This is a genomic window from Paenibacillus sp. FSL H7-0943, assembly GCF_037963265.1.
Classification (GTDB): Bacteria; Bacillota; Bacilli; order Paenibacillales; family Paenibacillaceae; genus Paenibacillus_AQ; species Paenibacillus_AQ odorifer.
In genome coordinates, this window is record NZ_CP150148.1 from 4,349,380 (window position 1) to 4,369,843 (window position 20,464).

18 protein-coding genes are annotated in these 20,464 nt (G+C 44.3%); 2 read left to right on the plus strand and 16 right to left on the minus strand.

Going from position 1 to position 20,464, the window contains the following annotated elements:
• Positions 1–92: 92 nt before the first annotated feature.
• The 4 genes from NSQ55_RS19035 to NSQ55_RS19050 all read right to left on the minus strand — a co-directional run bounded on the left by NSQ55_RS19035 (position 93) and on the right by NSQ55_RS19050 (position 6,335).
• A complete protein-coding gene (locus tag NSQ55_RS19035; protein ID WP_076127207.1) occupies positions 93–1,724 on the minus strand; it encodes an alkaline phosphatase in 1,632 nt (543 codons plus the stop codon).
• Between the two features lie 172 nt (positions 1,725–1,896).
• Positions 1,897–2,271 carry a hypothetical protein gene (locus tag NSQ55_RS19040; RefSeq protein ID WP_076182861.1) on the minus strand — a complete coding sequence of 125 codons (375 nt, stop codon included), beginning with the start codon at positions 2,269–2,271 and terminating at the stop codon, positions 1,897–1,899.
• A 529-nt stretch (positions 2,272–2,800) separates the two neighbouring features.
• A complete protein-coding gene (locus NSQ55_RS19045; RefSeq protein ID WP_339168535.1) occupies positions 2,801–5,389 on the minus strand; it encodes a metallophosphoesterase in 2,589 nt (862 codons plus the stop codon).
• 88 nt (positions 5,390–5,477) lie between these two features.
• Positions 5,478–6,335: a chitosanase gene (locus NSQ55_RS19050; RefSeq protein ID WP_339174554.1), complete on the minus strand. Its 858-nt coding sequence runs from the start codon at positions 6,333–6,335 to the stop codon at positions 5,478–5,480.
• Positions 6,336–6,622: 287 nt separating this feature from the next.
• Here NSQ55_RS19050 and NSQ55_RS19055 point away from each other — a divergent pair, with 287 nt between their 5' ends.
• Positions 6,623–7,462, plus strand: coding sequence for an AraC family transcriptional regulator (locus tag NSQ55_RS19055; protein WP_076217885.1), 840 nt, complete (start codon positions 6,623–6,625; stop codon positions 7,460–7,462).
• Between the two features lie 20 nt (positions 7,463–7,482).
• On the opposite strand, the gene NSQ55_RS19060 is transcribed toward NSQ55_RS19055, so the two are convergent.
• The 3 genes from NSQ55_RS19060 to NSQ55_RS19070 all read right to left on the minus strand — a co-directional run bounded on the left by NSQ55_RS19060 (position 7,483) and on the right by NSQ55_RS19070 (position 10,403).
• Complete coding sequence (locus NSQ55_RS19060; RefSeq protein ID WP_175618995.1) at positions 7,483–8,133, minus strand: polysaccharide deacetylase family protein; 651 nt, start codon at positions 8,131–8,133, stop codon at positions 7,483–7,485.
• A gap of 78 nt (positions 8,134–8,211) precedes the next feature.
• Positions 8,212–8,763 carry a hypothetical protein gene (locus NSQ55_RS19065; protein WP_060623267.1) on the minus strand — a complete coding sequence of 184 codons (552 nt, stop codon included), beginning with the start codon at positions 8,761–8,763 and terminating at the stop codon, positions 8,212–8,214.
• Between the two features lie 371 nt (positions 8,764–9,134).
• Positions 9,135–10,403: a hypothetical protein gene (locus tag NSQ55_RS19070; protein ID WP_339168536.1), complete on the minus strand. Its 1,269-nt coding sequence runs from the start codon at positions 10,401–10,403 to the stop codon at positions 9,135–9,137.
• Between the two features lie 268 nt (positions 10,404–10,671).
• Between NSQ55_RS19070 and NSQ55_RS19075 the strand changes: the two genes are divergently transcribed.
• Positions 10,672–11,145 carry a hypothetical protein gene (locus NSQ55_RS19075; RefSeq protein WP_339168537.1) on the plus strand — a complete coding sequence of 158 codons (474 nt, stop codon included), beginning with the start codon at positions 10,672–10,674 and terminating at the stop codon, positions 11,143–11,145.
• A 102-nt stretch (positions 11,146–11,247) separates the two neighbouring features.
• Here the strand turns inward: NSQ55_RS19075 and NSQ55_RS19080 are convergent, their stop codons facing one another.
• The 9 genes from NSQ55_RS19080 to NSQ55_RS19120 all read right to left on the minus strand — a co-directional run bounded on the left by NSQ55_RS19080 (position 11,248) and on the right by NSQ55_RS19120 (position 20,360).
• Entirely contained in the window at positions 11,248–12,456 is a 1,209-nt protein-coding gene (locus tag NSQ55_RS19080; RefSeq protein WP_339174557.1) for a hypothetical protein, read from the minus strand.
• 34 nt (positions 12,457–12,490) lie between these two features.
• Entirely contained in the window at positions 12,491–13,885 is a 1,395-nt protein-coding gene (locus tag NSQ55_RS19085) for a hypothetical protein (RefSeq protein WP_339168538.1), read from the minus strand.
• A gap of 61 nt (positions 13,886–13,946) precedes the next feature.
• Complete coding sequence (locus tag NSQ55_RS19090; RefSeq protein WP_339168539.1) at positions 13,947–14,498, minus strand: DUF4303 domain-containing protein; 552 nt, start codon at positions 14,496–14,498, stop codon at positions 13,947–13,949.
• Positions 14,499–14,561: 63 nt separating this feature from the next.
• Positions 14,562–15,128 carry a hypothetical protein gene (locus NSQ55_RS19095; protein WP_076127226.1) on the minus strand — a complete coding sequence of 189 codons (567 nt, stop codon included), beginning with the start codon at positions 15,126–15,128 and terminating at the stop codon, positions 14,562–14,564.
• 37 nt (positions 15,129–15,165) lie between these two features.
• Positions 15,166–15,915, minus strand: coding sequence for a hypothetical protein (locus NSQ55_RS19100; protein ID WP_339168541.1), 750 nt, complete (start codon positions 15,913–15,915; stop codon positions 15,166–15,168).
• Between the two features lie 180 nt (positions 15,916–16,095).
• Positions 16,096–16,713 (minus strand): hypothetical protein, encoded by a 618-nt coding sequence (locus NSQ55_RS19105; RefSeq protein ID WP_339168543.1) that lies wholly within the window; start codon positions 16,711–16,713, stop codon positions 16,096–16,098.
• A 68-nt stretch (positions 16,714–16,781) separates the two neighbouring features.
• Positions 16,782–17,354 (minus strand): hypothetical protein, encoded by a 573-nt coding sequence (locus NSQ55_RS19110; RefSeq protein ID WP_339168545.1) that lies wholly within the window; start codon positions 17,352–17,354, stop codon positions 16,782–16,784.
• Positions 17,355–17,768: 414 nt separating this feature from the next.
• Complete coding sequence (locus NSQ55_RS19115) at positions 17,769–19,700, minus strand: AraC family transcriptional regulator (RefSeq protein ID WP_339168547.1); 1,932 nt, start codon at positions 19,698–19,700, stop codon at positions 17,769–17,771.
• Between the two features lie 288 nt (positions 19,701–19,988).
• Positions 19,989–20,360 carry a MerR family transcriptional regulator gene (locus NSQ55_RS19120; protein ID WP_076182898.1) on the minus strand — a complete coding sequence of 124 codons (372 nt, stop codon included), beginning with the start codon at positions 20,358–20,360 and terminating at the stop codon, positions 19,989–19,991.
• Between the last annotated feature and the right edge of the window lie 104 nt (positions 20,361–20,464).

Consider the following 20,464-nt stretch of genomic DNA (forward strand, 5'->3'; position numbering starts at 1 on the left):
TTATCTAAACCCAAAAACCCCTTTTAAAAAGGGGTTCTCAAGTTTAAGCGCTTTAACTTTTAGGCGACAGATCACAACATGAACTTTAAGAATTAGAGAATTAAGTCCAACGCATCCTGCGAAATCCACACTTTATCTTTAATCATTACTGTCAGCACATTTAGTTTCGTTGTTTTGCCATCCTGAATGGCGATATTTTTATCTATAGGCAGCTTGAGAACTTGGCCTGCTTTTTTCACTACAACCACCGGATTAGTCTTATCGGTCTTATCTAGGGTAATCGTAGCTCCTTTGGCCTTGAATTTATCACTGGATACGTACAGTGTATCCTGAAGCTGCGCCAGATTGAGTCCGGTTACTTCTTGAATATACTTATTCACATCCGTATTCTGGATTACACCGCTGTTCATGAAATCGGTCGGTTTAAAATTAGCCGGATGGTAGGCGAACAATCCAACTTCTTCCGATGTGTGATCATCCGTAGAGAAGGTTACTCCTATTTTATCCCCCAAAATTTTACCGATGACTGGCGAAAGGTTGTCCTGCATTCCCAATCTGACTTGATCCGCTTCTTCTTTGGTTAGATCACTAAGTCCATAATTATCCGCAAGGACCTTTTTGAAATTGCTCTCATTAATACTGCCTTCAATGTAATAACTGGTGTGCTTCGCTTTCTTCAGCACGGAGATTAGGTCTTTGGTAGAATCATAGTTCGTCATATTGAGCCCGCCGGTAGCATGATCCGAAACCGATAAGACTGCTGTATTCCCGTCTTTTTCTGCAAAATCAACAGCGGCTTTGAAGGCTTTATCAAACGCTAAGGTTTCACTCATAATCCCCACTGGATCGTTATCATGACCATACCAGTCAATCTGGCTTGCTTCGACCATCAGAATAAAACCATTCTCGTTCTGTGACAACTTCTCTATCGCTACATTGGTCATTTCGGCAAGGCTCGGTTGCTTTTGCGGGTTCAGGTCAAAATCAGCATCCAGTGCTTCGGGGTTGAATAGTCCCCAGATTTTATTCGTTTTAGAATTCATTAAACCTGCTTTATCCGTTACGTATTCATACCCATTTGATTTCAGGATTTTGGTTAAATCTTCTCCGTCCTTGCGGTTAATGTCTTCTTTGCCGGGTACCAAATACCCGGAACCGCCCCCAAGTAGAACATCTACACCACTATAGACCATCTGTTCTGCAATAGACTGCGCATTGTCACGCGTGTATGCATGACTTAAAAATGTAGCCGGTGTCGCATCCGTTAATTCACAAGTGAATACCGTTCCTGTACTTTTCCCTGCCATTCTCGCTGCATCCATAAGGGTAGGCAGAGGTTTGTTCATGTCCTCTGGTTTAACTGCGCTTACGAAAGGCATCGTTATTCGGTCTGGAAGTATGGATACCGTCTCACTCTTAACCTTATGGCCTGTGGCATAAGCCGTAGCTCCGGCAGCGGAATCTGTGGTCAGTGAATCCGTAGAATAGGTTCTCACCAGCCCGCTGAAATACTTATCCATCGCAAGCGCCTGACCTCCCTGATACCATCTGGCCAAGTTCACATCGGATAAGCTCATCCCATCCGTAATAAACAGGATTACGTTTTTGACCGATTTGTTGGTAGGAGCATCAGAGTTATTGGCGTAGGATGTTCCGTTGCCTGCTGCAAGCAGACTGCAAACCATAACTGTACTGCAAATTGTCCCGATAACCTTTTTGCGCATTTGAATCCTCCTCTAGCAGATTTTGTTAAGTACGTTACTAGTTTAAAGGAGGATTGTTTGCGGGAGCAGCACCTATTCTCTTATTTTATATTAAATTCTATGCATATTTTGTCTTGACCTGTGCTACTGATATTTGTAAAAAAGGGGCGCCCTAGGGGCACCCTTTGCATTATTATTGTCTTATTACGAGGACATCTCGAGGCGCTCTACCCGTGCTTTGAATTTGGGAAATTTCGGAGCTTGTAAGGATACGGCCTACCAATATCAACGAAGATGTGACATTGTTAAAGTTAAAATTATTCAAGTTCGCTACGTTTTGGCTGCCACGGAATACACGGAACGATCCCTGAAAGTTAATTCGCGAAAATAGTACAAGCGTTACTTGAGAGCTCTGCACAACATTTCTGAGACGGAAACTCGAGAGAACGTTGTTAAACCGAAACGCTCCAAGATCACGAACCGCAACTCCCCCACGTCTGAATCGAATCCGGCGATTGGTAAAATTAGTACCCGACCAAAGAGTAAGACGTATATCACTGTTAGCCAACTAAATCAACTCCTTCTCTGAGATTGATATAGTCTATTACTAACTTCAAAGAACGGTACAAGACAAATACAGTTGCACAAATGATTGTTTTTCAGATTTCCCTACGGTGGTATTATCCAAATCACCGAGTCGAGCCTCGGATAGGTTAGCAGCCGAAGTGATTTTCCAGTTATATTCATCTAACTATTAGACACTTTCTTATACGTTAGGAGCGAATATGAAAAGAATAACTCAAACATTCGGGTATTTAGGTAGTACAATGTTGGCTGCAGCTTTACTGTCATGGATCTGCGTATTTTTGATTCACGGCTTACCTGGGGTCTATGTATGGATGGCACTTAAATTTATCATCCCAATTCTAGGTTTCGTAGGACCCACCCCAAACCCTCTTGCCGATTCTGCTCATGATCTGGTAAAAAGTGAAGCTATCTTTCCGAGGAGTTACCCTAGGAGGAATGGATAGCTTCAACAACTATGAAAAAAAGGCGTTAACGGATGCCTAAGCCCCGTCAACGCCTCCTCTATCCATTCATTGCATTCCTGCCTCTGCTGGAAGCGAATTATTTCTTGTCCCCACTGCTTTAATCACGAAATTGTAGGCTTTAGCAGAATCTATGCCGTTTAATGTATAACTGTAACTCGTCTGACCGCTTACCGTCGGCACATACACGCTCCAATTTGTGCTGACTTTATCATTTTTCTCGTAAATCCGGTAACCTCGCACAGGCTCAGAGCTATTTGCTGGCGCTTTCCACGAAAGAACTGCACGGTTCCCTGACTGTCTTACTGCACTTGGATTTTCTACAATGCCGGGTTTGACGTCAGTCCGTTTAATACTGTAAGCATCATAGACGGCAAGAGGTTTATCTTTAACAGCTGTGTAGGATGTGAATTTCAGCACGTCGCTTGTAATGGAAACATCCACGAACATTTTCTTATTGGGCTGGTCGTTTTTTGCTGCAAAAAAAGTGTCTGCATCTGGATTAATGGCATAAAATTTCGAAGCGGCCGAGTTGCCCATCAGATACACGGTCCCTTTGGGATTCAGCACATTTCCTTGCTCATCGGTAATAACATTCTTAATCGGAACGTTGTTCAGCATTTGAAAAGACCTCATATACATATGGTCATGTCCCTCAAACACCATATCCACACCCAGCTCATCAAATACAGGAATTAGATATTTCCGGTAAAATTCTACCCGGTCGCTTTCTGCTGAAGCATTATCCCCTGAAGAATACGCTCCCTTATGCATCGAGACGAATTTCCACTTCTTGTCGGTCTTTGCCACTTGATTCCGCATCCATTCCAATTGCTTCGTGAACTGAATATCCGCTTTATACGGCTTGACCTCCCCTTCGTACTGGGAATTGATCTGCATAAACAGGGCATCGCCGTATTCGAAAGCATATACCGACCCGTCATGAGCGCCCGTCCCGACATCTTTTGGAAGATTAAAATGGTTATAGAAGTTGTTATTCGGATAATCCCCTATCTCATGGTTGCCGATAATCGGTGCAAATGGCACATTGGCAAATTCTTTTTTCGGCACACCTAAGAACCACTGCCACAGCTGCTCCAGATCACCGTCATCCGTTAGATCCCCAGTAAGAAGAACAAACTTGGGATCTACCGTTTTCTCAATAGCTTTCTTAAAAGTATCCTGCCACAGATCGAAATTCGATTTACTTGAGCCTTGGGTGTCGGTTACATAGAGGAAATGGAAATCCTGATTATCCGCCTTGTCCGTGGTAAAAGAACCCGCCTCGCTCCAGCCGTCCGCATCACCGTTACCGGCCCGGTAGATATACTTAGTTCCAGGCTTAAGACCGCTTGCAATAACCTTGTGGCTGGCGAACTTTTTATACTTTTTGGAGCTTCTGTCTCCTGATGTCATTAAGGTTTCAATAACTGTTACGCTGCCCTCATAAGAAGCTGCCAGTTGTTCCGGGAACTCGCTTCCTCCCGCATTGGCGGCCTCCACTACTTGCACTACTGTACCTCTGACGGTTTCGGCTGTATACCAGTCAAAGGCAATACTTGTCTTCGGGTCTCCATTAAAAGTCATGTTCAGAAGCGTTGGTGTTTTGATGCCGGTATCCGGAGACTTCGTCTTAAAGCTCCAGGTAATATCGTTCTCAGGTGTCCGGCCATCCGTAGTCCCCTTAACAAGCTCTTTAGGGACGGTCACGTTGTAAGTTTTGCCGGCAGTGAAAGTAGGGTGGCTGACTTTGACTGTGTCTTGACCGAGGAGTGAAGCAGAAATGTTGGTAAGAGGAAGATTGTTTTCTGTGATTACAACTTGATAACTACTGTCGAGACTGATGGCTTTGTTAAACTTCACGGTGATCTCTGCGTTAAGGGGAACATCTGCAGCCCCTGAAGCGGGAGTTTTGCTTACCTCAAGTGTGGGAGTGTCCCCAGGTTCGCCGCTGCTGCGTGTTCCTTTAATTATCATATCTTTGATTCTGCTTGAGCCTGAGCTGGACACCGTTCCCCCGCTTACGCTTTTCGCAGAGTTTACCACCCAGCGGATATAGAGTACATCTTGATTGTTTGTTCCGGCAGGCAAAGCGAGGTTAGTTAATTTGCAGGTATTATTGGAACAATTAAAATTGTTCTGGGCTAGAACAAGGTTGCCGCCCGTAACATCTATCCATTCCTGTTGATCTATACTGTATTGCACCTTAAAATCCCTGGGTCCTGTACTTGAAGAGGTTTGCTGTGAAGAGAGGAAGATCCCTTCGAAGCCTTGGGTAGAAAGCGTGGCAAGCCAGTATTTTAGGCCCGTTCCTTCATGCCAGCCCTGGTTGCGTACGCTGTTCTCACTTGACTCATAGGTGTACGCATCCGTATTAGTTCCTACATCACGAATGGATGAAGACGTCTGATATACCCCGCCTGTAGCCGGAAATACACCGTTTTCGCCTTTGTCTTTAAAAATCCACTGGGCAATCGTTTCCTGAACTGCAGTTGCTTCATTTACAAGGTCTTCCTCAATTTCTTCCCTTCCTGCTGAGACAAAACCAGTCAACTCCATGGCAAGCAGCAAACCTATAACCATTAGACTGATTACCTTGTAAAATCTATTTTTGAGATAAGATTGGTTGTTATCCATTCAGCCCATCTCCCTCTTCCTTAATCTCACTTATCATCGAACCGCCGTCTCCGAGAAGAACGGCGGTTCTGCTACCCTTACCTTCCTGTTATTGGAGTTCCCAGTCGGTGACTTGAAGGATTGCTGAATCTGCACCCTTCAGGTCTGTCTCTCCCATGTTCAGCAAATTGCTCCACTGCTTCACACGGTTCTTGCCGTTAGGCGGAGAGTTGTACTCATTAGTATCCACAATCTTGGTCCGTTCTTTATAAAATTTGGTCATAAAAGTCTTCTCATCCGTGCTGCTTCCGGATTTACCCAAAAGCCCTTGAAGGGTCTCGGAGCCGCCGGTAGCTCCATGGTTCAGCGCTGCATCCACGAAGGAACCAATAGTTAATGCCGAGTTAAAGCCGCGTTTGCGGGCCTGCTCCACACTGTATTTAATATAGATATTGTAGAACGTTTTCCACATAGCCTCTCTCCACTCGGGATCATTTTGCAAATTGCCGATTTTTCTGCAGAAGCTCTCTTCGCTTTCATTGATCTCGAGGATCTTCCCTTTCATCGAACCCTTAACACCGATCCGGGCCAATGCGCCTTTAACCGAAGGATTACTCGCGCCTTTGGCAGCGTCATATGCCTTGAACAGATCCGGACCGTCGGGACCGGTATCATTTGAGCCGCCTGTAGTCGCACCGAATATTCCAATCGTATACCCGCGGTCATCATCAATATCTTCACAATATCCGTAAAAATTGATCCAGTTCAGATCGTCCTGCTCCGGTTTGTTGACAAGCATCATAATATTGTTCCACTGCTCACCATCCAGACCTGTGTTGTCACGCAAGAATTGAAGTGTTGCCGGTGAGAAATTAGAATCAGGGTTCCCTGCCGCATAACTTTTCTGTTGAAATGTTTTGGACAGACAGCCATAAGAAAAAATCATTGAAAAACTGAGCAGAATCATCAATGAAAATTTCATCTTCTTGGAAACCTTACTCTTCGTTGAATTTAGCACCGCAATCTCTCCTTTAATTGAATAGTTTAAGCGCTTTAACTTTTAGTGGCAGTGAACCTTATCCCTAACTTATCTGAGCATGACAGCCCTCCTTTTACCAACACTTGGTAAATTCAATTCAAGCTTATCTCAAAAACTTTGTCCAAACAGCACGTATTTTCTTGTAAATATTAATTTTTATACATATGTTGCTACAAACCATAGATTAAGTCTACAATCCTCTTAGGAGGTGCTGAATGAAACCGGTATTTTATGAGTCTACTCTTTTTGACATCAGCCGCAAGAAACAGGTATACACCAGCATGCCTTCAAGACACTATCATGATGCATATGAGATTCTGTATTTAATATCCGGGGATTTTTATTATTTTATAGGGGACAGAACTTACCAGGTTGCGGGCGGAACACTACTATTTATGGATATTCACGAAATGCACAAACTGGTCAATTCCGGCTGCAATATGTATGAACGGGTTACACTCCTGTTTAAAAAAGAATTCCTGCAGCATTTCTGCACCGGCAGTCAATGTGAGGAACTGCTCGAATTGTTCAAAAGTGATTACCGTGCTTTGAAGATGACCGGGATGGATCAATATTTCATCGAACAGCTTTTTCAGAAAATGATCCAGGAGGGGAAGAAGCAAGCCCGCGGATATGAACAGTACCAACAAATATTATTGGTGGAGCTGCTCCTCTATCTTAATCGTAAACTATTTGACAGCCGCGTAGCTTCATTTGTAGAATCCAATCGTACACATAAGAAAGTCCTGGACATCGTTAATTATGTAAATCAACATTATATGGAACCGCTCAAGCTCTGTGAGATTTCACGGCAATTCGACATAAGCTCTTCCTACCTTTGCCGCACTTTTAAAGAATCCACCGGGTTCAGCTTCATTGAATATATCAATAACATCCGCATTAAAAAAGCGCGTGATTTGCTGGTTGGCTCTTCTTTTAATGTTACTGAAATTGCGGGAATGGTTGGGTTCGATAACACCTCCCACTTTGGACGAACCTTCAAATTAATAATGGGCATCTCGCCGCTCTGCTTCCGCAAACAATTTAAGTCTTAATAACAAATCACTGGAATACATCAAGACATTTCATCAAGCCGAACAAATTGCAAGTTTCTTGCCTGTAGTTGGTTTAGCACTTCTTCTAAAGCTTGCAGCATAAAATAAGGAGCATGCCGGTCCGCGCCCGCAGTCTCTCCGCTGTCGTGAAGTAAAACAACGGAGCCATCGGTGATTCCACCTAATAAAATGGCCTGCATCCGGGTTTGACAGGCCCGGATGTTCCAGTCACTCGCCTTCAGCGACCATAGAACAATTCGATACTGCTTGTGCCGAAAGAAATCAAATAGATTGATTAATCCCCAGGGTGGACGGTAATGATTGGGTCTGATTCCGACAATAGACTCTATAATATCAGCGGAGCGTTCCAGATGTTCTCGCCTAATCGTACTGGGCAGCATCAGCCAATTAGAGGTATGGCAGTAATTATGGATGCCAATCTGATGGCCTTCCCGATCCATTCTTCTGATCAGATCTGGATACTGCTCCGCTCGCGATCCAAGCACGAAAAAAGTAGCCTTCACTTGATGTAACTTCAATAAATCCAGCAATTCCGGCGTATATTTCGGATGTGGCCCATCATCAAAAGTGAATGCCACCTGTTTTTCTACCGTTCCTTTGCGAAAAACACCAAAGCCGCTCACTCGCGTAATCAAACTTGGAATAAACATGTAAAGAGTAGCGGCACATAGTATTCCTCCTATCAGATATGTAAGTATGATTACACCTCCTTATAACAAGCTTAAGACCTATCCAGAGTAGTTCTGTCCGGGTGAAAATCGATTTTTCAGTGAGGCGCGTGAATGGATCAGTAACATCGGGACCAGTTGCTCTGTTCGCCGATTGATTCTTTGTCTCCCTTCAGGATGCATGGCAGACAGCAGCAATCGAAGATAGATGGTGGTGATGCGTTCGAAAACGCCGGACTTTATATTTTGTTGTTCAAAGCCAAGACCGTGCGTTAATCCCCGATGGAGCAGTGTAATCCCCAATAAAGCCTTGACCTGCCTGAACTCGGACTGCGATTCGAAGGCTTCGTTGATTTGCTGCATTGATTTGCGCAGCATGCGAGCCGTTTGCAGTGCGGCACGATCCGATCCTTCGGACCGGATCAACTTCAGGATTCTTTCATTGTCGAGGTGGAGTTCTCCCACCCACTCTCCCTGATTGATGACCGTGGCGTCTTGGCATACAATAGGCTGTCCCCGGTGCTTTTTTAGCATCACGGTACATATACCAAAGCGTGACTTATGCGATCCGCGAAAATGTGAAAGCAACGCAAAAGCTTTTTCCCACATCATCCAGACGGACTGCACCGTGGTTTTACGTATTTTGAAACCCAACTCATTCACCATCCTTAAAACGGTTATTGTCTCTCATTTCATCCATTGTACCTAACGAAACTTTCTTTTTTCTTAACGTCTACTTATATTTGACGCTATACACCGGAATTTCTCTGCGTGTAAATCAAATTTTTATACAATTATTTTCATTAAGTCTAAATTTTTGGCATCTAGTTAAAAAGCTTTCTGACCTAAAAAAAGGACAAAATTTAGTAAGTCTTAAATTAGTCACCTTCTGCAAGAAAATCCAACTATATAAAGAAAAACCCATGTCTCTTGGACATGAGTTTCGGATGTTATCTTTAGACTAAATCAATCTGGTTTCACAATCATTCCAAACTACCCAACTCTACCACATCTCCGCTGGCGGCCTTCACGGCATAATCACAATCCAGCTTTCCGCACAGCACATACCTCTTCTGCCCAGGATCATACACATAGACGGGTGTTAATTCGAACCATCCCTTGAGCTTGTCATAAGCTTCGTCATGGCTCACAGCAATTTTCCCTTCACTCTTGAATTCATCAAACGTATCGAGCATTAGCTTGTTATCCATATAATTTATAACCTTATAATTGTTCGTATCGATGAACAGAAGGAGCTTACGCTGAAAAATACGATTACTTGACACATTCTTCCTCAATGTCGCTTGAATATGTCCTCTTTCCCGATGTAAAGTCTTCAATATCCATTGTCCGGATTCTTCCGGATAGAGCTGGCTTAAACCAATTTCGACTGCGGTTATACATTGGGCTTGTTCTATGTCTGTGATTGAAAATGAATCTGGATGCGGCTCACGTGCTATTGCCTGTTCGATTGTAACCACTTCTTGCAGACGGATCTCCGTCCTTGCGAACTGTTTCGTGTCCGCTTGCTCCCACTGCATTACTTGATCAATATTCAGTCGTGCTCTCGTTCCTGATATCATCTCAAATGGAATTGTGGTTGTTCCATCATTTGTAATGTAGATTTCTTCTATCCCATAGATCGGCAGGAGATGCTTCATCTCGTACACTGGATATTCTATAAGCTGTAGTTGGTTTTTAGCCAGTAGCTCTACCGCTTGAAGCGTGAGAGAATAATCCTCTTTTTGCACAAGCGAACTGGAAGGAAACTGGCGATAGACACTATAAAAAATAATCCTACCTTCCGCATCGAAGCGTAACTCCATTCGCCCGCCGGGAGAGATAGGTATACCGTCTATACATTCGGCAAAATGATATTCTCCTCTTTCTTCCTTCACTAGGTAGAATTGTTTACCATATTCAAGCCCTACTTCAGCTTCCATCCACTGAATAACGCCGTTTAATTCAATGTTATGGAATGGTGTTCGATTTGCATAAGATTTCCCTCCAACAAAAATAACACTTTTATAGTTATTGGATAGCAGGTCAAGCGTAATGACTGCAGTTCCTTCCGGATTATAATCTTCCTTCCATTCCTTAATGTGAGAAGGAAACCATTCCATACTAAGCAAATAGCCGGTTTCTCCCAGCATCGTAACTTCGCGATAAATTTCATTTGTATGTAAATAGTAGTTGTCCAGTCCATAGGTTTGCTGTGTAGCATTAACTAGTTCTTTGATTCGGAAATCCATATCAGTGCACCCCACAAAATTGATACCTATATCATATCATTACTTAGCAATGATTATGAAGCGCAGCGAATCATATCTGCTACATATTCTACGATCTTATGTAACGGGTTTTGCTGGTGTTCAGAAAATGATCAGTAGCTTGGGGTTTAATAATGCAGAGTGTATCAATCGATTGTACCAAGTCAGGGAAATTCACCCTGCTGACTCAGACCTTGCCAGAATACTAAACGTGTATAGTGAACACATATTTTAATGGAGGTATATCATCATGATTGACATCATCGACGGAAATACGGCATTAATACATTTTTTTCCACTTCCGGCGCATCTCTATTCTAAGAATATTGCTTGTATTGTTGCTGTGGCGCATGCAGAAGAACGGGGTCCAAATTTAACAGGCCTCATAAATGCTCTATACTCGAAGGGATATACAGATCTTGAACATCTATTAAATTCCACATGGAAAAAACTATACCAAGTTCCGAGGTTGGGCCAGCAAAGACTGGTGCTTCTACTTAGTTTACTAGAACGAATTTCTGCAGATCCCAAGACCATAGAAAACTATACAGCTGTCCCTCATGTTACCATCCACAGTAAAAAGGAAATGAAAGAATTAACTTTAAAGAGGATCATTAAGAAGTATAACGAAACATCTGTAGAGGTATTAACTGAAGATACCGAAAAAGAAGCTCGTTTAAAGAAAATTAAAGATAGACTCCGAGAAATGGGGATGATCGTATAACAAAACCCCGCCAGTATAGTGAAATGCCCCCCTTAGAATAGACATTGGATAACCCCCTGGGTCATTCCGATTTCTATTCTAGGGGTGTGACTTTCAATTCATTTAGTAATCGCGTGCTGCATCGAACCAGCGTTGAGCCATCTCCTCTGTGATAGTCTGGCCAATCAGGTGGTCAGACTGGCTAAGTTGCCATACCGCTTCACCAAGGTCTTCTCGTTCGGTGGTTTCGATGCCCTTAAGATTGTTGAAGCGCACGGTGAAAGCGGTAATGGCGGCCTCGGCTTCAGCAAAGCTACGGGCTTCGGACAAGGTTACCTGTGCAACGTTGTAAGCTTCATTAGCCAGCTTGGCTAGACGTTTAGCCCAGGAGGAGAATGGGCGGCCAAACTCGGTCGTCCACCACTCTGGCTTTCGTAATTGGCTCACTGAAGCATGGTCGGTCCAAGGACGGGTTTCAGCGCGAGTTTTCATTTGCTTTTTTAGACGCTTGCCAGCGCTTTCTTCGACATTGTAGGCGATAAATCTGTCAAGTAACGGCCACGCGTTCAAGGTCGGCAAGTCCCCCAGATCAGGCATGAAGCGCAGCTCCAGATTCGTTAACTCGGTATGATGAGCCAATAGATTCAAATCGCAGAAGTTTCCCCACAAACTCAGTGATTTAAGGTTTGGGTACCGGTTTAGACACTCTAGCGAGATGGGCTGTCCCAGCGGTGCGTTATGTAGCGTCAAGCTCGTTACCTGGTGCAGCTCCCCCATATCGGGCAGCAAAAAAGGGGGATCATTCTTACGTCGGCCGGTGCGCGGTGCTAGTGTAAGAGAAGATGGCATTTCGCCTGTGGCCGAGAAGCGTGATAGATCGCCGGACACACTCAGGCGGAAAGGCTGCTTCGGAAGTATTAGGCTAAGGGACCTCCCGGATGGTTCCAACTCGACATGTAAGCCATGCAAATTGGACTGACTGGCGTCCGCCACCGTGTCTGCAGACAGGATCGGAGTCCATGTCATCTCTTCAATGGGACGTTTCTGTGCCCAGTCAAAGAAGCCTGAATCACTGCCTGTATAATGCAGAAATCGCGGCCAGGGAGAGCCAGCCGGTGTGGCAAAGACATCGAATACGGTCCAATCGATAGGCGCATCAGACGCGACATGAAGGTCAACCTTTTTCCCCAATTGCGACGGACCCATGGATAGACTGCCCACACCGGGCTTAAGGACAAGAGTATGACTACGTGGACCTGTCAGGTTGATAGGATAACTACCAACTTCTCTAACAGAACCAGCTGAAGGACCAGCTTGGCTATCATTTGGCATTTCTATCATCCTTTCCTCTAATGCATATCAAGATCTAACTATTTACACCTGACTCTATCGTGTCTGTAATAAATTGTTTGAATCTTGTAAAATACCGCTCTGATGCTTCCCAGCGCCTAAGATCCAAATAGGACATGTCCTGCTTGCCATATTGATCGGGCGGCTGATAATTCCGGGAAACATAAGTTCCATTGTCCACTGTATAAAAATAATACGCTTCATCTGGAGTCCTGATTTCAATCCGACCATGTAGGAGGTCTCCGTCCTCGTCCGTATGCGTTTGACGGAAGCTGTAACATTTAGAGCCGTCCCAGAACCCGCCATTATCCTCCACTTCCGAATATAATTCCCGAATTACAGTGTGTTGCAAAATGTCTTGCACATACTGTACCTCAATGTTTCGTAGATAAAGCTCAGCCATATTAACGCAGGTCAGCAACATCGTCCAGCAATCGCTAATCTCTGCTAGTTGTTCCTGAGACTCTTCTGTAATGTCCTCCCACTCAGACCCTTCTTCTATGGTTCTCTTCAACAAACCGACAGAATGATCTTGCTCCAGCCAAATATAATAGTGATGCCGGTTATCATTCATATAAACGCTAAGATCCCGCTCATCCCCGTCAGCATCAATATGCTCCAGTTGAACTTTGAAAAAAACGTCTTGCTCCCGAAAATTAAAAGAAGGCTTGTCACTTGGCATTAAAATACACTGCGTCAACTTCAATATATTTTCTTCATTGATTGTGTTATGGGTGAAATATAAATGAATAGCTTTCTTGCTAGTGGGGGATTCCTTTATTTTTTTTAGAGCAGAACGGCCTTCTTTAATTACGTTCACCAGTGTGCCAAAGGAAAAGTCCTCCTCATCCTCTTCCATATCCAAAAAAACTTCATCAATCAACACTTCATGAATGTCTACCGGAAGCTCCTGAAATACGCCGTCCCCCTCCCACACATTTACTAAGCAGGCGATCGATTTATGTCCGTCCACTTTGAAACTGTACTCGTCATCCTGAACTAAAACCGCAGCGCTGAGATCACCTTTAACAATCGTTTCCCCATGATTGTAGGAGCCGCATAATATTTCCTCAATCATCAGGTTGCCCGAAACATAAATTTCCTGACCGCCTACAGCTATATTTTTTGCACTCATATTACCGGTCACCAAAAGCCCTATGGCACCATCCGTTTCTTTATTATAAAGATTGTCTACAGTAAAATTTCCTTCTATAAAAATGATGATTACCTCTTTTTGTTGCGGGAAAGGTTGCTCCCAATCTAGATTAAGAGAAGGCAGCGTCAAATCCCCTTCATAGTAAGCGGCAAGTTGCTCGTCACTAAAATCTTGGTAAAACTTCGCCCACCAAGATCCTTCGGGAAATTTATCTGCTAGTTGGCTAATAGGAATGAATCGAAAAAGATTGCTCATAAATTATTTTCCCTTCATTTTAAATCCGAATATAGTAGACGATTTCCGAAAGCGGAGGCTTCTACTCCGCCGCTTCCGCCAACCATACTTGCATAGCTGGAGATTCTGCCCGATTCAAACGGAGGGCGATTTCAGTATTGACCTCATCCGGCGGCATGACTTCGACAAGGACGCATACTGACTCTCGCAGTTGATTCAAGGCAAACACACCTTCATCATCGAGTATTTTCATCGCCAGCTCCATGGCCTTCAGCCTCAAATCAAACTCGCGATTCCCTTCGTCATCCTCAAGAACCGCAATGAAAGAACGATCGGTAAATCGTTGTTTAACATTATCAAAGTTCTCATCGCCGAAACAACAATAGGGCGAATCCGCATAAGACCATTTGATAAGTTCCGCAATCGTCGATGCCGGTGTGTCACTTTCGACGCCTTGCCTGGCTGCTTCTACCTCCAAAGCTTCCCACGACCAGGCGGAGATACTTGGCGCATGTCCCTCGCCAGTAGTGTAAAGGGTACAGTAATAGTAACGTTCGCCATTTTCAAAAAGAGCGCGAAAAGACGTTCTAGCAGCATCGGCGATCTCTATCGCCAGCCTCTCTATTTCTTGCATCGGCTTCCTCCTTTCCGTTAGTGGATCCGTTCAGGCAGGATGTCTTCTATTTGCTCCAGCCTTCTAGAAATGATATGGCGGTGCTTTTTCTACTACAAGGTTATCAGGATGAACATCAGTTGGCTCATAGTCATTCATACGGAGAAGGATATACTCAATCTCTTCTAATGGCATCTGCAATTTCTGGCTGACTTCATAAAGATCCATGTCTTGCGAAAGTAGGTCCCGTGCTTGATTTAACTTTCCATTTAGCCAATTGTTTTCGAGCATCCATTTTTTCACTAGGTCCAGTAGTTGATTTTGGTTTTCCTTAACTGCATGCTTATTATATTTAGCAACTGACTCTGACAAATAGTTAAAAAGGTGAATACCTAATCCCTCACGTTGCTCATGCTTGGACATCCGTTGGTACTGCTCATAACTTATGCTGATATCTAATTCGAGGGTATGATCCCTGCTATCAAACCGTCTGGATGTTTTTCGGCCATAACCTTCAGGTAAAACACGCAACACAAAAAAGATATCATAGGGAAACTCCCATGTATTTGCTAATTCCTCTAAGGGCAGCAGTTCATCTCTCAATTGACCCACACACGTTCCATGTGTATCCAAAGTAAAAACTAGTTTCATGCATACCTCCCTCTCCCAGACTTACGGAGCACCCAGATTAGCTGTTATTTTCTGAAATCGCTTCGCAGCCTTTCGATAAGAGCCACTGCTCCATTACAGCAAACGCCTGACCCATATCCTGTTCATAGAAGATGGCCACCTCTTGCTGGTAGGCATAATTCAACCGTACATAGCCTCCCAGCTGCCGGTAGAACAGGAAACAAACATAGGTATTCTCAATAAACAAATCCGGCGGAAATTCATGTTGGCACAATCCAGCCAGTTCGGGTAGCGTAAGCTGGTCCTGCCCTTGTGGCAAACGCAAAAAGCGATGGCTGCGAGTGCCCGTCCACGGTTCATAATAGACGCTCTCCCCTTGACTGATTCCATACACCTGACGATAAATTTCGTCCAGCACCAAGGCGTACAACCCTTCGTCTTCCTGATCCCCTGCCTGCAGGGAAATCGCCTTTACGTGCTCCGCATGCCGAGGTAGCCAAAGCAGCCCAGCTGTCTGGGGATGTATTGCCAGAAAATCACCGTCCACCGTTGTACCTATAACGATACACTCACCGATCTGTTGTTCAGTAATGGGGCTATACTCGTCATGCTCCCATAATCCGTATTCTGCAAAAGGTTTGAGCACCTCCGCATCCGGAAACTGAACATTCAACCACCCTCTGTAAGTCCCTTCGCCGAATCGCCGCAAAAACCGGAGGTAGCCCGGTGGATAAACAGTGGCATCTTCCTTTGCAAGTGCTTGGTTTTGTCCATCAGACAGCGGTTTTGACTGAGATACGATGTACATAAATACTCCTCCTGCTGCCCCAACATGCAACTCTTCCAGATAAGAGAATTCTATAAAATATTGCAGGTTGAGCAGCTTTTTTATCCAAGATAATACTGAAATTTTAGAGAGTGCAACATATCAATCCCCAATTTTTGAATTCTCCAGCTTAGCCAGTGCCTCGGTGTAATTTGCCCTGAACTATTTGCCACCCGTCACAAGCCCATATTTATTGAAAATCCACGATTTGCTCAAATCTTGAATCGCACCATGGCTTATACGCACAGAAGGCTTTTGCTCCTTCATAGCATCTGCATCATGCGCCGAGAAGCGAAGCGGCTTTGTCATTTTTTTAATAGCACCCGTTATTTCATCGAAAAACGTATATGTTAACGGCTTATGATCCCGAATATCCTCATAGATATAATACTTCCCTTTTTCATCTTCCAAATCTATTTGAAAGCCTTTAGGAAATGATAGCAAGATACACGGCAGTTCATCCTCTGCCCATTGTCCGTAATATGGAAAATAGACACCTTCATTTCTCGCGAAAAATCCAGAGCTTTCATTATCAGACGCAACAGAAATAGAATAAACAAAGAAAGGGAGACCCTCATTCCTTTTTTCTTCTGTCGTAAAATAATAATAAAAGGTCTGATACGCCTCATACACCTGATTCAGATCATGCTCTGTCTGGGCATAATTGGTTAGATGAAATTGCGCTTGCTTTTGTTCAAAACGCTTCAAAACGCTTTCAAACTCTTCCGGCCTGATGAAGAATCTAAGTTTATAAAATCCGCTGTTCTTTAATTTATCCATTTCTTTTCGCTCACCGCCATGTATTAAAATGTCATCTCAGATGTCCTTAGCCATTTACTCGTGTATTTTCAAAATTCATATTTCACAAATCGATTTTTGAGAGCTTCTTCGTACGGGATCCACTCCCAGTCACTCCATAAAGACATGCTTACGATTTCTGACAGCTTATCTACGGCTAGTCCCGGACTCGTAATTCCAATGAAGCCGTCAAAATCCTCATTACGGATATCCAACGCTTTTCGCAAGTAATCATCATTGAGACGCTCTTCCCGGAGTTGTTCATATTCATCCCTCGTCCACTGTTCACAAAAGATCTTTTCGGCTTGAATGTCTCCATTCTCGAACAACGACAACTCGAATATTTCCTCATTCATATATCCGGCGGTCATCACTGGCTCCCCGGTAAGCTGGGACAACGTTTTACCGGCCTTCTTCACCGTACCCCATACAAAATAATCGTGGAGCACGCTGATCCAGTTCTCGTTGCTTTTGCTTACGTACATGACAACCTTGCTCTCTGGAGCCTCATGATTTGTCTTGCCTAATACTTTGGCATGCCCTTCGCTTAGCTCTCTTAATGCTTCGACAGTCTTCTCAAGGTTATTCGACTTGATATGCAAATTTGCGAATGATCTTCCCACGAGATGGCCTCCTCTAATCGCTTTTTTTTACTCAGCCGGATTCTTATTTATATCCTATTGATCGGTTCTATGAATGTCTCATATTTCCATTATAGTGATCGCTTGTCCTGAGTCTACCTACTTTTCACCTGGATTTTAGAAATAACCTTTGCACAGAAAGAGTTATAAACTTGACCGTTCAGCACAATCTCTAGTCCCTTCCCCACTCCGCTCTTAAAAAAAGGAGGGTATCCCTCCGCCATTTTATGACGTTTGGGACACCCTCTGTCGAGCTATTTCACATCTTTACAACACTCTCCAACTTACCGCTCAAAAATTCCCTGTCGTCACTTATGGTACGGATCAGCGCGCTGGCTGTTACGGCAAGTTCTGATTTTATATTACCGTTGTTCGATCAATCCTTACTCTAGGCAGTTACCGACTCGCTGCCTCGATGATCCAGTCGGTCAAATCGTTGATTTGTCTTTTCACGGCGATTGGGTCGCGGTACCAGGATTGGTTCTCCGTCCATAAAAATACCCGATTGTTGCGAATCGGCTCTAGTGACCCCCAGATTGGATCAGCCTGCAGCGATTCCAAGCTGGCTTCCGTCGTCAGAATCAAATAATCACCCATGTACTCCGAAAGTTTCTCCAGCGAAAATTCATAGTAGGATTCCTTCAGCATAAATTCTGGAACCGTCGTCGGCGGCTTCAGCCCCATTATTTCATACATCAGCCGGCCGCCTCGTCCCGATTTCGGACCAAAAAGGCTCACGTTTCCATCGTACTCTTGCATGATCGAAAGCGTCTCTCCTTTGGGAACAGCTTGTTGGACTTTCTCCCGAATGTCTGCAATTTCCTTCTCGAATTGTTCGTTCCATTTCTCCGCTTCCTCACGTCTATCCAGCAACTCGCCAAAATACAGCATTTCTTCCTGAATGGATACAAACTGATTGTAAGGAACCGATACCGTAGGTGCGATCATCTGATATTTCTCGACTACCTCAGGCTGTGGATTATGCGTTATGATTAAATCCGGATTGAGTTCCAGCAGCTTCTCTAACGAGTCGCCTACATCCGTCACGACGTCCAGCATTCCCTCGAGATAAGGACTCGACATCAAGAACGATTCGGCTGCGATCGGCTGGACTTCCAGAGCAAGTACGGTGCCGAGATAAGAAATTGCCGCTACGCGCTGAGGGTGTGCAGGAACTTCGACATCGCCGAAAGCGGTCTTGACTACCTTGATCTCAGAAGATGCCAAAACCTCTGACTCTTGAGTGATCATGGTTGGAGAAGCGCTGACGGCAACCTGGCTGTTCGTTGCACCTCCGTTGTTCACCGACCCACCACAAGCTGTTAACATCATGGTCAAACATAACAGCATCACTGCATAAAAACTTCGGGTTGCTCTAGTCATTTTATTCGCCCCATCCTGTTGAAATTGATAATCAATATCACTCACATAAAAAGGATAGCTTAATGACCGGCTTAGAACAACGGACGATTGTGACCTATTCCTTGCATAATCTGAAACGAACTGGCCGTATCGTTTACGATATTGACCTGGCGTCATGCCGGCATGCTTTTTGAACATGCGGCTGAAATAAATGAGGTCCGGATAACCGACATGTGATGCTATTTCCTGTTGTGTTGCTATCGTACCGGCCAGCAGAGCCTTCGCATCTTCCATTCGGAAACGAATGACGTAGTCCAGCGGACTGAGCCCTGTCTGTTCTTTAAATTTTCGCGATATATATTGTTGGCTGTAATTCAATTGCCGAGCAAGCTCCTCAAACGAGATCGGCTGGCGATAATTCCTGGACAAATGTCGAATAACTTGCTCCGATAAAGATGGCTCGCCGGCTCCGAACAGACGCTCCCTCAGGACAGCGTGAACGAAGCGGATAAAGTCTCCCTTGGCCGACAGCCGGGTCAATCCGTCGTCAGATTTAAGCCAACCGTCGCGTATCGTTTGAAGCAGCTCAAGCATGGCCAGCGGTTCGCCAGGCGGGAACCCCCAGCTTTCCAGAAACGGGTCGGATTCCTCCATCATTATATGAAATTCGCGCGAGGCCGAAGCGGGGAGAAACGCTTTGTAGAGTACGATATATACATTCAGCGCTTCTCGGCTCCGAACCGTCACCAGAGAGCCTTTGCCGGCGTGCAGTACATGGAAACGATCGCACAGCCATACCTCATCGTCAACCCACAACTCGCCTTGTCCTTGAAAAGCGAATAAAAATGCGCTTGCCGGCAAACGGTATTGATTCAAATCGTTGTCGTTTCCGGCCTGCTTTAGCCGTACGTCCAGCACACTCATAATCACCTGGTTCCATATTTGTATAAGTTTCAGAACGTCCATAACTGATTCGCAAACTCCCTTTAAATTCTCAAGAGATAATCATTCTCAATTGAATCATGTTTCTAAACACAATAACGAATACGTCTAGCGCTGTCAATAAGGTGTTGCCGAATGAGACGAGGATGCGAATAGCGAGGCATACGGCTATTTTGCCGGAGTCTAGCCCAAAAGCAAAAGACGCTGATCCGCAAACATACATGCGGAACTAGCGTCTATCAATGAATCGTGAGGGCCCTTTTTTTGATCTCACAATTATCTTAATCATTGGCATACTTTTATGTCGCCTGCTTAGTAAATGCCTGTCTCTTTCGCAAGGGAATTTTTGTAGGCTGCAATTTTGTCTTTCAACATCTTCTCTGTGGCTGTTAAGTTTCTGATTTGGCTCTGTATAGAGTTACTATGATTCTCAAGAAGGTTCAAGCGGGCTTGGGCCGTATGCTCTCCTTCTAGATATAACTGCGCATATTCTCTAATTTGTGAGATCGGCATTTGGGTTTGTTTCAACCTCATCACAAATCGCAGCCAAGCAAGATTGGAGTCATCATATATTCTTTCTCCATTCGCATTCCGCATCGGAGCAATAATCTTTTCCTTTTCATAATATCTCAGTGTATATGCGGTAATCCCTAGTAATTTGGCTACATCGCTGATCGTATACATATAAGCCCCCGAATCTATGTTGATTTTAAGAGTCCCCATAATTATAAAAAATATTTGACTTAGAGTAAACTCTAAGCTTTATGATTACATCGTTGTTGAAACAC